This window comes from Taibaiella soli, from assembly GCF_003236175.1.
Classification (GTDB): Bacteria; Bacteroidota; Bacteroidia; order Chitinophagales; family Chitinophagaceae; genus QKTW01.
The window spans coordinates 158,585-173,307 of the sequence record NZ_QKTW01000011.1; the positions used below are offsets into that span (position 1 = coordinate 158,585).

The 14,723-nt window shown below is 44.4% G+C and carries 9 protein-coding genes; 5 read left to right on the top strand and 4 right to left on the bottom strand.

What is annotated here, in order from left to right:
* Positions 1-3 precede the first annotated feature (3 nt).
* Both DN068_RS07765 and DN068_RS07770 read right to left on the bottom strand, forming a co-directional pair.
* Positions 4-1,692, bottom strand: coding sequence for an arylsulfatase (locus tag DN068_RS07765; RefSeq protein WP_110998336.1), 1,689 nt, complete (start codon positions 1,690-1,692; stop codon positions 4-6).
* A 325-nt stretch (positions 1,693-2,017) separates the two neighbouring features.
* Positions 2,018-2,527 (bottom strand): hypothetical protein, encoded by a 510-nt coding sequence (locus tag DN068_RS07770; RefSeq protein ID WP_110998337.1) that lies wholly within the window; start codon positions 2,525-2,527, stop codon positions 2,018-2,020.
* Between the two features lie 164 nt (positions 2,528-2,691).
* Between DN068_RS07770 and DN068_RS07775 the strand changes: the two genes are divergently transcribed.
* The 3 genes from DN068_RS07775 to DN068_RS07790 all read left to right on the top strand — a co-directional run bounded on the left by DN068_RS07775 (position 2,692) and on the right by DN068_RS07790 (position 6,234).
* Positions 2,692-3,747, top strand: a complete 1,056-nt coding sequence (locus DN068_RS07775; protein WP_110998338.1) for a BamA/TamA family outer membrane protein — start codon at positions 2,692-2,694, stop codon at positions 3,745-3,747.
* 266 nt (positions 3,748-4,013) lie between these two features.
* Positions 4,014-5,501, top strand: a complete 1,488-nt coding sequence (locus DN068_RS07780; protein WP_110998339.1) for a DUF1254 domain-containing protein — start codon at positions 4,014-4,016, stop codon at positions 5,499-5,501.
* Positions 5,502-5,676: 175 nt separating this feature from the next.
* Positions 5,677-6,234 (top strand): GNAT family N-acetyltransferase, encoded by a 558-nt coding sequence (locus tag DN068_RS07790; protein ID WP_207798869.1) that lies wholly within the window; start codon positions 5,677-5,679, stop codon positions 6,232-6,234.
* Positions 6,235-6,698: 464 nt separating this feature from the next.
* Here DN068_RS07790 and DN068_RS07795 read toward each other — a convergent pair whose 3' ends face one another.
* Positions 6,699-10,139, bottom strand: coding sequence for a pyruvate carboxylase (locus DN068_RS07795; RefSeq protein WP_110998342.1), 3,441 nt, complete (start codon positions 10,137-10,139; stop codon positions 6,699-6,701).
* Positions 10,140-10,883: 744 nt separating this feature from the next.
* Complete coding sequence (locus DN068_RS07800; protein WP_110998343.1) at positions 10,884-12,926, bottom strand: M13 family metallopeptidase; 2,043 nt, start codon at positions 12,924-12,926, stop codon at positions 10,884-10,886.
* Positions 12,927-13,112: 186 nt separating this feature from the next.
* On the opposite strand from DN068_RS07800, the gene DN068_RS07805 reads away from it, so the two are divergent.
* Together DN068_RS07805 and DN068_RS07810 are read left to right on the top strand one after the other, a co-directional pair.
* Positions 13,113-13,352: a DUF1653 domain-containing protein gene (locus DN068_RS07805; RefSeq protein WP_110998344.1), complete on the top strand. Its 240-nt coding sequence runs from the start codon at positions 13,113-13,115 to the stop codon at positions 13,350-13,352.
* Between the two features lie 16 nt (positions 13,353-13,368).
* Positions 13,369-14,691, top strand: a complete 1,323-nt coding sequence (locus tag DN068_RS07810) for a DEAD/DEAH box helicase (protein ID WP_110998345.1) — start codon at positions 13,369-13,371, stop codon at positions 14,689-14,691.
* Positions 14,692-14,723 lie beyond the last annotated feature (32 nt).

Consider the following 14,723-nt stretch of genomic DNA (forward strand, 5'->3'; position numbering starts at 1 on the left):
AGGTTATCTTTTCTGTCCTTTCGTAGATGACTTACTGCTGCCACTGCTTCCACTACTGCTACTACCTTGCATCGCTCGTTTCATCTTTAATTTCTCCAGTTCATCTTTCATCAAAGTAGACGGTACAAAGCTAGGCGGGAATGACCTCGGCGGGAATTCTTCAAAACTCTGAATGAATTTAAACACATTATCCATCGAACCATACACGCCGCCAATTTCATTCAGATTCCAATCCCAGTAGGTATTAGAAGTGATATCGGCACGTTCGTACGGATCCTGATAAAGGTTGAACATTTTTTGCAAACGCAGTTGTGTAAACGGTTCCGCCCATACACCCAGCGTACCTTGCAGACGTTGTTCGGCATACACATATTTCATGTCACCGTCTCTATAACCAACCAGCAAACCATCATCATCTGCATAGAAGAAATCATGGCGCGCACTGTGTACTCCATTGTTTCTTCCGGCAGTTCCACTTACAGTCTTCAGAAAGTTCGACTGATCGTAACCATCCAGATGCACTTTGTACGTTTTACCATTAGCGGCATAACCTTTCAGACATTTGTTGATGATATCGGGCTCGCCGGCGAAAGCACAAAGCGTAGGGATCCAATCGTTGTGACTCATCAGTTCATTGGTAATCGTTCCCGGTTTAATCACGCCGGGATAACGTACCAGACAAGGCACACGGAAGGCACCTTCCCAGTTCGTATTTTTTTCAGAGCGGAATGGCGTCATCGCACCATCAGGCCATGTGTTCATGTGTGGACCATTATCCGAAGTATACACCACAATTGTGTTGTTGGCAATGCCCATATCATCCAGTGCTTTCAATATGGTACCGATTGTAGAATCGTGCTCAATCATACCATCAATGTATTCGCTGTTGCCATGTGTATAACGACCGCGATGATCTGCACGCACGTGTGTGCGCAAGTGCATACGTGTAGAGTTGAACCAGCAAAAGAATGGCTTATTTTCAGAGTGTTTGCGTTTCATGAAATCGATAGCGGCAGAAGATGTCTCGTCATCGATTGTTTCCATGCGTTTTTTTGTCAGCGGACCACTGTCTTCGATGGTTTGTTTACCTACTTTACCAAAACGCGGATCAACTGTAGCATCATCTTTATCAGTGGCTTTACATTTCAAAACCCCGCGCGGGCCGAAACGCGCCAGATAAGCCGGGTCTTTCGGGTAGTCCGGCAACTCTGGTTCTTCCTCCGCATTCAGGTGATACAGATTTCCGAAAAATTCATCGAAACCATTTACCGTAGGTAAATTTTCATTACGATCACCTACGTGGTTCTTACCAAACTGTCCCGTAGCATAACCGAGACTTTTTAGCAATCCACCTACAGAAGGATCTTCCTGACTCATACCCATCGGTGCTCCCGGAAAACCTACTTTAGTGAGCCCTGTACGAATACCGTGCTGGCCTGTAAGAAACGCAGCCCGGCCCGCAGTGCAGGATTGTTCACCATAATACTGAAGGAACATAATACCTTCTTTGGCGAGTCGGTCAATGTTTGGCGTTTCATAGCCCATCAGTCCGTTGCTGTAGGCACTGATATTGGCGATTCCGATGTCATCACCGAAAATCACCAGGATATTCGGTTTGTTACTGTTTTGTGCCTGGGTAGTCATCATAGAGAGGCATAAACCAGCGACCGTAAGCATTTTTTTTGCACTCATAATTACCGATTTTGGTTATAGAAAAATGTTGTGGTGTTTTTCATCTGTAATCTGAAATGTCAAAACAGCGGGAGCGAACACTGTCATGGCGAGAAGCAGGATAACACGCTCATTATCCTTCAAATGCATTACTAAAATAATGAATTCGTTTAAATATTAAAATATTTATTTATTATTCAAACTGAGAAGTTGTGAAATTGTAGCATGTAAAGTTTCAAATGGAAGTTGTGCCTTCTAAGCTGGCGTTATAAATTTTCCAGGCTTCATTTGATTAAATAAAAAAGCCGGTTCTTACGAAACCGGCTGTGCATAATGTTTTAGCGTCTTATTGTTTTGAAGCTGCCAACTGATCTTTCACCCACTTTTCTAATTCACCTTTCTGATCCAACATTGCAAGTTTATCAACGTCTTCATTTTTTGGCATTTTTTCTGCTTTGTATTTATTGATCACAAAGCGAGTACCGGCAAGGTTTCCCTGTACCTCATCTTTTGAATAGTTATGCTCGAGACTGTATTTCGTCCACCCGGCCATAAACAAAAAAAGCAATTGAGGATTGGAAACATAAGGCACTAGTTTTTCGTTCAGCATAATTGATACATTCGGAGAACCGCTAATCCAATTCATAAGGAGCCCCTCTTGTTCTTTAAACTTCACCGCATCTTTATTAATCGGAGTCTTCTCCATCCAGTCAATCGTGGACAAAGCACTTTTTTCAGTTTTTACAAACTCTTCCCTGGTTTGAGGTACAGAACTCAGCAAAGGTGCTGTTTGCGCGAAGGAAACTGTTGATGCCATCAGCGCGGCCAGCAGAAAGGATTTTTGTAGGAATCGCATAACGATTGATTTAGGTTTTGGACTTGTAAGTTATAGTTTTAAAAGTTGTAAGTTTTAGGTTTTAAGTTGGCGCCTGACATTTGACATTTCATTGTCCCCAGTCAACCACCAATTGATTTTGCCTTAACTTTAAAAATACCATTCCTCATCCCAAACTCACCACTATGCCTTTTATCACGCTACATAAAAAAGGACTGCCCTTGCTATGGATACTGTTGTTAGGCTCCGTTATTGCAAGGGCACAAACGGATACCGCGCACAAAAAGAAGGTGAACATTACCGGCATTCCGATTGTTTCCTACAACAGCTCCTACGGTGTTATAGTTGGTGTAAATGGAATGGCATTTTTCCGCCTGTCAAAAAAAGATACCATATCTCCGGCAAGCCAGGTTGGTTTAGGCTTGGGATATACACAGAACAAATCGTGGTTTGGTTCTGCATTCGGACAGTTCTACATCAACGAAGACCGTTGGAGAATCACCGCAGCTGGCGGTTTGGGTAATATCAACTTTCAATATTTCGAAGCAGCCAACGAAACAGAAGATGGCGGATTTGTGGATTATGGAACGGTGAGCAAATTCATCTTCTTAAAAGGAATGCGCAAAATAAAAGGACATCTTTATGGTGGGCTTTTTGCAAAACTCCAACATTCGGAAACCACTTTCGACAACAGTGACAGCGTTGAAAATGTAAACATCAATGGCATCGGCGCGTCATTGCTTTTCGACTCCCGCAATACTGTCTACAATCCATCCAAAGGCCTGCAAGCTGCCGTTAGTTTTCTCGTTAATCCGGAATGGCTGGATAATGATGATGTATTTAACTCGCTCACGGTCTATGCCAACTACTATCATCGCGTCACCAAAAATGCAATCATTGCCGCACGAATCAGTATTCATGCCGGTTTGGGCGTAGTACCGTTTGTCGGTCAACATGCAGTTGGTGGCAGAGATATACGCGGTTACACAAGTGGAGAGTTCCGCGGCAACCAGGTTTACAGTGGCCAGGCAGAGTACCGTTGGAACTTTTATCGCCGCTGGGGCGCAGTAGGATTTTTTGGCGTCGCTTTCACGGAAGCACCTTCTAGTGGACTGTTGCCTGGCGGTGGTGCAGGCATTCGTTTCAAAGCCATCCCTTCCCGCAACATCAATATTGGCATAGATGGTGCAGTCGGAAAAAACGACAAGGGTATTTATTTCCGGATTAATGAAGCGTTCTAGCCATTAGTGATTTGTAATCGAAAATTTGCGATTGCTTCGCATAACCGAAACATCAGATGATTTTTCACGGCAGGATGATAACTGTCAGCTGCAATTGTCAATTTCCTAACCAATATTTGTATATTTTATTTATATTTAAAATAATTTCATAAGAAATAACGACCGACACTGATCACCACCATCTGAAAATACCACATTGCGGCCAGCACAGCTCCGTCTACTCATTGTTCTGACACATCATTTGCCAATCAAAAGATTAATCTATCATGAGAAAAACAATTCTGGCCTGCACTATTGGCCTCTTCGCAACGGCCTGTAATCAACCAGCCAGTCAAAATCAAACTGCAGCAACTGCAAAGAATAATGACACTTCAGATAACAACGGCTACGAATTTGTAGGCGGCTACCCAACGCCAGCCACAATTCAAAAAGCATATGACGATGCTGATCTGAATCGTGCCATTCAAGCCTATCGCTTCTTTTATCCTACTGTTTCGGGAGAAGCCATTCTGGAAGGTAATATGGCGATCAATGTAAAACCTAATGTGGTCTCCGGCACATTGGATAGCAAACCACAGCAAATTGGTTTTACGCTCAATTCTGATACACCTTACGGGCCGTTGCTTATTGATCTGTCCAAAGGTCCTTTTGTAATCGACTTACCTCCTGGGCCACTTATTGTAGTAGCCATAGATGTAAACCAGCGCTGGGTGGCCGATATGGGCATTCCCGGACCGGATGAAGGAAAAGGCGGCAAACATCTGATACTCCCACCGGATTACAAGGGTGCTATTCCTTCCGGCTATCATGTATGGAAATCTTCATCCAACAATCTCACTGTGGGCATACGCTCGTTACCTGTTGGTGGTGATGTGAATGCTGCGATGGAAAGAATCAAAACAATCAAATTTTATCCGCTCAATGATCCTGGTGCAGCCAATGCTGCGACATGGCTAAATCTTACAGGCAAAGATCAAAATACAACGCCGCTAGACTGGGAGAACAATATCAAATTCTGGGAAGTACTGGCGAAAGTCATAGATCGTGAACCTGCTTATGAAGGTTATCGCACTTACTATGGCGAGCTCGCTGTGCTCGGTATTACCAAAGGCAAACCATTTAACCCAGATGCGCGTATGAAAGGCATTTTGGAAAAAGCAGCGAAAATCGGCAACGCACAAATGCGGGTTCAATCATTTGCAGATCGCAGACCAGACCGTATTGTATGGAAAGACCGTCAATGGGAATGGGTAGGACTTCGTCCTGAAAATGGCGATTTTGATGCCCCTTCTTATGTAGATCTCGATGCACGCGAAGTATGGTTCTATCAGGCAATTGGTGCATCTCCGGCTATGTTCAGAAGACAGGCAGGCCAAGGCTCTTTATACTGGCTGGGCTTACGCGACAAAACAGGTGCATATGTTGACGGTGGTAAAACATACAAGCTGACGATTCCGCAACCAGTGCCTGCAAAGCTTTTCTGGTCGGTAACAGTCTACGATGCACTAACGCGCAGCCAGGTAAAAACAGATCAGGGCTATGCAGCTTTACGCTCTATGTTTGAACTAAAAGATCTTGCGAACGCTCCATCTGTCGACCTCTACTTTGGACCAACAGCACCAGCAGGCAAAGAAAAACAATGGATCAAAACCATTCCGGGCAGAGGCTGGTTCATCTACATCCGCATTTATGGTCCTGAAGAGGCAGCCTTTAATGGCAGTTGGAAACCAGGAGATATAGAAATTGCCAATTGACGAAAAATAATTCACAACTAATAGTTGTTTGAGACGTTTGACCAGCAATGATCAGACGTCTCAACATTTTTGCCGACCTTCGAAGGTTCAAAAATCCTTTGACTTTTGACTTTTGACTTTTGACTTTTGACTTTTGACTTTTGACTTTTGACTTTTGACTTTTGACTTTTGACTTTTGACTTATCTATTCCAATCACCCCGACTCGGCTTCCGCAACTGGCGCGATGCAGACCTACCGCGGATGGCAGCGATCAATGCTGACCCAGAGGTCATGCGCTTTTTTCCCGCTACGCAAACAGAAGAACAGACGCAATCATTCATAGATCGCGCGCGAAAACAATACGAGGCAAAAAGCTTTACATACTTCGCTGCTGATCGTCTTGACACTGGCACATTTATTGGTTTCATCGGGCTTTCCGAACAAACCTACGATGCAGACTTTACACCTTGTATTGATATCGGCTGGCGGTTGGCGAAAGAACACTGGCATCATGGCTTCGCAACGGAAGGTGCCAAACGTTGCCTGGAATACGCGTTTCAGGATTTGAAATTATCGCAAGTTGTAGCAACAGCTCCTGCTATTAATTTACCTTCCATTCACGTGATAACCAAAATAGGAATGAGTCTGGTAAAGCATTTCAAACATCCGATGTTAAAAGGGGATGAACAATTGGAAGATTGCGTGCTTTATGCAGTAAACAGTAGAGACGTTGTGCACAACGTCTCCAGATAACACACTGATGCAAGAGTCAGCGTAGTGTCCTGTGTCTGAGCATACGGCCAGTCTTCTGACTGGAACTTGTATCGCATGGTCAGTCCGAGACTGACGACAATTATAGACACGAGAGCGCTACGCTAATTCCCGCGCCAACCGGAAAATTGTATTTATTTAAATCACGATGCAGCAGACATCCCACGTAATGCAAGACAGATCGTACCGTTAAGGCCAGAATTCCATGAGCTATAGAAAATAAGTGTCACCCTGAGCGGAGTCGAAGGGCCAACACACAATGCTTCGTCTGCGCTCAGCATGACAAACGCAAGAACAGAAACAAGTAGCCACAAGTCATGACCTAAGGAGACGTGTCACATAATGTGGGCTCACGCTCGTCCAAGAAACCACTAACAAAAAACGCCAAAAGACTTTCATCTTTTGGCGTAATATTTTGCAAGCATCAAACCTCGAATGTAGAACTTCTAATTAAGTTCAATAACCAAATCACCTGTGTTCACCAGCGAGCCTGTATTCAATGCAATATCGCGCACAGTCGTATCAAACGGTGCTGTGATTGTAGTTTCCATCTTCATCGCTTCAATCACAAACAATGGCTGATTACGTTTTACAGTTTCATCCTTTTTCACCAGTAGCTTAGACAACATGCCTTGCAACGGCGCGCCCACATGTTTATCATCTCCTTTGTCTGCTTTGCGATTTTCTACAGTCACCACTTTCACTGATTTATCCATCACTTCAATCGCGCGTGTTTGTCCATTGAGTTTGAAGAAGACCGTCCGCATTCCTTTTTCATCTACAGGACCAACTGACAACAAACGGATCAATAAGGTCTTACCCTTATCAATTTCAATGGTCACATCCGGCCCCTGCTTCATACCATAAAAGAAAATCGGCGTTGGAACCACAGAAACATCACCATACTCACGTGTGAATTTCAATCCGTCTTCAAATACTTTCGGATACAATTTGTACGACAGAAAATCCTCAATCGTCAAGTCATCACCAAACTGTGTGGTAAACGAAGCAAAATCTTTTTCGAAATCGATTGCCGGTAAAAATTTACCCGGGCGTTCCGTGAAAGGTGTTTTGTCTTTGAGAATGATCCGCTGCAAATCTTTAGGAAAGCCACCTTCCGGCTGGCCCAGTTCACCCATAAAGAATTGCTGAACTGATTCCGGGAAAGAAATGCCTTCACCTTTCGTCATCACATCGTGCGGCGTCAGATCATTGGCCACCATAAACTGTGCCATGTCACCAACTACTTTTGAGCTCGGCGTTACTTTTACAATGTCGCCAAACATATCATTGACCTCTGCAAACGTTTCTTTAATGGCTTCGAATTTATCACCAAGTCCAAGCGCTACTGCTTGCGGCTTCAGATTAGAATATTGGCCGCCGGGAATTTCATGATGAAACACCTCCGCAGAGCTAGCTTTCATACCTGATTCAAACGGATAGTACATTTCACGCACCGCTTCCCAGTAATTGGAGAACTGATTCAGTGATTTTACATCGTAAGGATTTTCACGTTCGTGGAATTTCATCATTTCCACAATTGCATTAAAGTTTGGCTGCGAAGTAAGTCCAGAAAGCGCGCCCAGTGCACAGTCCACCACATCAACGCCAGCCTCGATTGCCATCAGATAAGTAGCAGGCTGCAACGAAGAAGTATCATGTGTATGCAAATGCAATGGAATTTTCACGGCATCTTTCAACGCACCGATCAACTCTTTCGCAGCATATGGTTTCAGCAACCCACTCATGTCCTTGATACCCAGAATATGTGCACCCGCATTTTCCAGATCTTTCGCCAATCGTACATAATAATCGAGTGTGTATTTTGTACGTTTTGGATCCAGGATATCGCCGGTATAACACAACGTACCTTCCGCGAGTCCACCCGTTTTCTTGCGCACCATTTCAATACAAGGCGCAATATTTTCCATCCAGTTCAGTGAATCAAAAATGCGGAAGATATCAACGCCCTTCTCCCAGGATTTTATCACGAATTTCTCAATCAGATTATCCGGATATGCCGCATAACCAACCCCATTCATACCACGGATCAACATTTGCAGCAACACATTCGGAATCGCTTTGCGCAATTGTTCCAGACGTTTCCACGGATCTTCATGTAAGAAACGGATACACACATCAAACGTAGCACCGCCCCACACTTCCATGCTAAATGTCTGCGGATGATTGCGGGCAAAGCTTTCGGCAACCTTCAGCATATCGTACGTACGCATACGGGTAGCCAGCAGCGACTGATGTCCGTCACGCATGGTCGTATCGGTATAATGAATTTTCTTTTCGTTTTTCAACCACTGACAAAAAGCATCCGGACCCAATTCATTCAATAAATCCTTAGAACCTTTCGGCATCGGTTGTGATGCGTCAAATGCAGGCACGACCGGCTTTTCAAACTGTTTCTTATCGTCTTTAACCTTTACATCAGGATTACCATTTACCGTAAAATCTGCCAGGAATTTCAGCATTTTCGTGCCTCTATCCTGACGAAGTGCAAACTGAAACAATTCCGGATGTTCCTGGATAAAGCCGACGGTAGTCTGACCGGAAATAAACTCCGGATGTGTTACCAGATTTTCCAGAAATGGAATATTGTTTTTTACACCACGAATACGAAACTCTTTCAATGCACGATACATCTTCTGCGCGGCATCTTTCAGATTATTGCCCTGCGTACTCACTTTCACCAGCATCGAGTCAAAGAACGGACTGATCTTCATACCCGGATAAGTACTGCCTTCATCAAGACGCACACCAAAACCCGCCGCATTACGGTAAGTCACCAACGTACCATAATCAGGTTTGAAATCGTTCCCCGGATCTTCAGTAGTGATACGACATTGAATTGCAACCCCGTTTTTGGGAATGCCATTCTGGTCGCCCAGCCCAATTTCATCATCTGAAAGTTTATACCCGCCGGCAACATAGAGCTGCGTTTTAATCAGGTCCTTACCTGTGATCATCTCAGTGACGGTATGTTCCACCTGAATACGTGGATTCACTTCAATGAAGTAAATATGCTCCTGATGATCTACCAGAAACTCAACGGTACCGAGATTATTATAATTCACTGCGGAAGCGATTTTCACCGCATAATCATACAGCTTGTTTCTTGTCTCTTCCTTTAGTGTAACAGAAGGCGCCATTTCTACTACCTTCTGAAAACGGCGCTGCACGCTGCAATCACGTTCATACAAATGCACAATATTACCGTGATTATCTGCCGCGATCTGAACTTCGATATGCTTCGGATTTTCTACAAATTTTTCCAGGAAAACTGTATCATCACCAAAAGCAGTCTTGGCTTCACTGCGTGCTTCTACAAATGCTTTTTTCAGATCCTCGTCGTTACGCACCACGCGCATACCGCGTCCGCCACCACCTGCAGCAGCTTTCAGCATTAACGGATAACTGATCCGCTGTGCTTCTTTCAATGCAATAGCTATATCTGTAAGATCTTCCTTATTGCTTTCAATGATCGGCAATCCAGCTTCAATGGCTACGCGTTTGGCGGTTACCTTATCACCCAAAGCCGCCATAGCTGCTGGCGAGGGCCCAACGAACACAATTCCGTTATCCGCACATTTCTGCGCAAACGTCGCGTTCTCTGAAAGGAATCCATACCCCGGATGAATCGCATTGGCGCCGCAGTCTTTTGCAATACGGATAATCGCGTCGATATCCAGATAAGGCTTCAACGGGTCTGTGTCCGCCCCTACCTGATAAGCTTCGTCGGCCTTATACCGGTGCAGTGAATAACGGTCTTCATACGTATAAATAGCAACCGTGCGGATTCCCAGCTCTGTGGCAGCACGTGATATCCGTATAGAAATTTCACCGCGATTGGCGATAAGCAATTTTTTTATCTCCATGACCCTTCTAAAGTAAATGTTCGTTTGAGTTTTCGAGGCGGAAAATTACTTCAAATAATCATGCCGCTGATAAGGGATTATACTTATTTTTTATTCAATTTTTTCGTGAATGGTCAATGGTGAATGGTCAATAATCAAAAGCGGAAAGCTTTCCTTTGTCACCCTGAGCGGAGTCGAAGGGCGATCTCTGTTTGTCACTCGCGTCATGGTAAGATTTGAGTTTATCCTGCCCAAAGCGGGAAAGCAATCATAACTCAAACCGATATAGTTAAATCAAGGCAATGAAATTTTGTTTAGAGAATAACGGTCAGACGGACCCGAAGCCGTCCGACCGTCATTCTCCCTTGATTGCGTCCATCGTTCAATGACACACAAGAAATAAGTTCAAAATCAAGGCTCTTAGCTTGGCAGCACAGTAGCACTGAAGTTGATCGAGCGACCGCCTAAACCACGGAGTGATCTGGTTTAGGCTGCCCTTTTTTGCTTACTTTTTTGGGCAAGCAAAAAAGTGAGAGAATTCGCCAGCTGAATTAAAGCCGGCGCAGATAAATCAAGGAATGAAAGTTTGTTTGGAGAATAGGTGTGAGACGAAACGCCTGTAGGCTAACGCCGATCTACATTACGCGGGACCTCTCCTTCCGTCGAGGTGACAACAAAAAAACACAAAACCCATGTTCCGTATATCCATTACAAAAAAAAAAGCCCCCACTGTACCGTGGGGGCTTTCCATCACTATCATTTCTCTTACCACAATCTCACACGGAGACTATCTGGCAGGTACATTTTATTGGTTGGTTGCACATTCCATGCCTGATAGAATTCAGGAACATTCGGGAACGGACCATTCACGCGCCATTTAGCAGGAGCATGCACGTCTGTCATGATCTGGCTGGCCATTTGCTCTTTACGATTTTGATACAACCATCCCAGTGTATAACCCAGGAAGAAGCGTTGCAGCGGTGTTTGACCGTTGATCTTTTCGTTTTTCTTGTACACTTCTGTTTGTTTGAATGCATCCAGACCAATCAGGATACCGCCAAGATCTGCGAGGTTTTCACCCAGAGAAGCTTTACCATTAATATGCAGTGTATCTACAGCCACAATATTGTTGAACTGATTCACGAGCAATTGTGCACGTTTGTTGAATTGTTCTTCATCTTGCTTGCTCCACCAGTTATTCAGATTTCCTTTTTCATCAAACTGGCGACCTTCATCATCAAAACCGTGTGTGATTTCGTGACCAATTGTAGACGCTGCAGCATAGCCATACACCAGCGCATCGTCCAGCTCTTCATCGCGATAGCCAGGCACCGTGAACTGACCAGCAGGCAATACGATTTCATTGTTTGAAGGATTGTAGTACGCGTTATAAGTCTGTGGCGTCATATCCCATTCTTCACGATCTACCGGTTTACCCAGTTTATTGATGCTGTATTGATTCCACCATTCAGCAGAACGCATCATGTTTTCAGCATAAGAATTTGGAGTGATTTTCAATGAAGAAAAATCTTTCCATTTATCAGGATAACCTACTTTTTTGCGGATAGCGGCCAGTTTCACGATTGCTTTTTTCTTCGTGCTATCGCTCATCCAATCCAGTTTCTCGATACGTGCCTTGTAAGCGCTGCGTACATTTTCCACGATCTGTGAATAACGTTCTTTCGCCTTTTCGTTGAAATATTCTTTTACGAATACTTGGCCCAATGCTTCGCCAATTGCCCCTTCTTCCGCATCCAGTACGCGTTTCCAGCGAGGACGTTGTTGTTCTGCGCCACGAATAGTTTTGCTGTAGAAGTCGAAACGTGCATCCACAAATGGTTTGCTCAGATAAGGAGCAAATTCATTTACGAAGTGGTACGCCATATAATCTTTCAGCGTTTGCACTTGTTCTTTAGTGATCACTTCGTTGAGCGCTTTGTAGAACTCAGGCTGACCAACGATTACGGTATCAATTTTCGGAAGACCGATACCGGTAAATGTTGATTGCCAATCGATGCCAGGAGCGATCTTTGTAAGATCAGCGGTAGACATCTTATTGTAGTTTTTATACGGATCACGCAGATCTTCCAGTTTGCGTGAAGCTTTTGCCAGTTTGGTTTCCAACGCAATCACAGCCTCTGCTTTTGTTTTCGCAGTAGCTTCGTCGTTACCCATCAGCTGGAACATCTTGGTCACAAAACCAGGATATGCGTTGCGGATTTTAGTAGTACGTTCGTCTGTATTGAAATAATAATCGCGGTTAGGCAAGCCCAGACCGCCTTGGTACAACTGGTAAGACATCATTTCACTGTTCTTTTCGTCCTGGCCTACGCCTTCGCTAAAGAATACGCCTACGCCCATTTTGTGGAGGTTAGCAGCGACCGCCATGATATCTGCAGGACTTGCAGCAGCGTTGATTTTGTCTAATTCTGTTTTCAGCGGTGCAATACCTTGTTTTTCGATATTTACCGTATCCATACCTGCTTTCCAGAAATCACCGATTTGCTGCTCAGCGCCTTTAGCGTCTTTCTTCTCGGCCGCTTCTTCGTTAATTTTGAGTTTGCGCTCGTACAGTTCTTTATTTACCAGCTGTGCGATACCCCAACCCGTTTCATCTGCAGGAATTGGATTTTTCTTGAGCCAGCCACCATTAGCATAGTCAAAGAAGTCATCGGCAGGATTCACGGTCGTATCCATATCGGCCACGAGAATATCCGTCTTCTGCGCTGCAGGCTTGTTGCCCGCGTTATTACAAGCAGCCAGTGAGGCCGCCGCAAAAACCACAGGTATTATCAGTTTTTTGTTCATACGAGGTGTTGAAGGCGGTAAAAATAATATTTCTCAGCTACTGACGAAGGGGATTTTAGGGGGAAATCGCTGATGTGAGTGGTGAGTGGTCAGTTGTGCGTTGTCCAGATAGAACGAAAAGCCCCGAACAACCCTCGTAACATGAATACTCACAACTCACCACTCACAAGGCCTTACATTTGCCTCATGACAAACATCAATGGTAAATACCGCCACTATAAAGGGAATTTCTACGAAGTAATCGGCGTAACCATGCATTCCGAAACTAAAGAAAAACTGGTCCTGTATCGTGCACTGTATGACTGTCCGGAGCTGCATGAAGAATATGGTACAGATCCGTTGTTTGTCCGGCCGTACGACATGTTTTTCGAAAAAGTGGTAATTGATGGCGTGGAAATGCCCCGTTTTGAATTAGTACAGCCGTAAACTTTACCTTTGCGCCATGCAACAACAGGATTTAGACAAAAAATTGCTGAAAAACCTGGGGATACCCGGGTGGAATGCGATGCAACAATCGGCACACCAAACAATCCATAAGGAGAAAGACGTGCTGCTGCTCGCTCCTACCGGCTCAGGAAAAACACTAGCGTTTTTGAAACCTGTGCTCCAAAACCTGAAGGAAAATATCACCGAAGTTCAATGCCTGATTCTTGTGCCATCGCGCGAACTGGCCTTACAGATCGAACAGGTCTGGAAAAAAATGGGAACCGGTTATAAAATCGGTTGTTTTTACGGCGGCCACTCTATGCCTTCAGAAATTCAAACACTCACGGAGCCACCTGCTGTTTTGGTAGGAACACCCGGCCGTATCGCAGATCACCTGAATCGTAAAACATTTATCACTGATTTTATTGAAATGCTGGTGCTGGATGAATTCGATAAATCTTTGGCATTGGGTTTTGAGGAAGATATGTCCTCAATCGTTGTCCGTTTGCGTAAGCTGAAAAAACGCGTACTCGTTTCGGCAACGACTGCCGTTGGCATTCCTGATTTTACAGGCGTGAAACAACCGGAAGTTTTGGATTTCATCACCAATCCGGTGCACACAGGCGACTTTAGCTTAAAAATTGTTCGCTCACCTGAAAAAGATAAAATCAATACATTGATTCAATTGCTGTCCTTCATCGGCGAAGAATCAGCTATTATTTTCTGCAATCACCGTGATGCAACAGAGCGCACCAGCGAACTGATCAGCGACATGGGCATTGAGAACGTATGTTTTCATGGAGGCATGGAGCAGCTGGATCGCGAGCAATCGCTTATCCGCTTCCGCAACGGGACTGTTTATTTTCTGGTAGCAACAGATTTGGCGGCACGCGGGCTCGATATTCCGGAGGTAAAACATATTATTCATTATCACCTGCCACATACGCACGAAGAATTCACTCACCGCAACGGCCGTACGGCACGTATGCATGCAAGCGGCACTGCTTATATAATCCTGCACCCGGAGGAAAGAGTACCAAATTTTGTGGAGGAAGAACCGGAAGAGCTCACACTACCGGCGAAATTAAAACTGCCTAAATCTTCTGACTGGACAACCATTTATATTTCCGGCGGCAAGAAAGACAAACTGAATAAGATCGACATCGTAGGCTTCTTTTCGAAAATCGGCAAGCTGGAAAAAGGGGAACTTGGCATGATTGAAGTAAAGGATTACATTTCATTTGCCGCTGTGAAAAAAAGCAAAGTCAAAGAACTATTGCACAAAATCAAAGAAGAGAAAATGAAAGGCAAGAAATACAAAATTGCCATCGCTAAATAACAACCCTGGGGTCTAAAAATCAAAAACAAAAC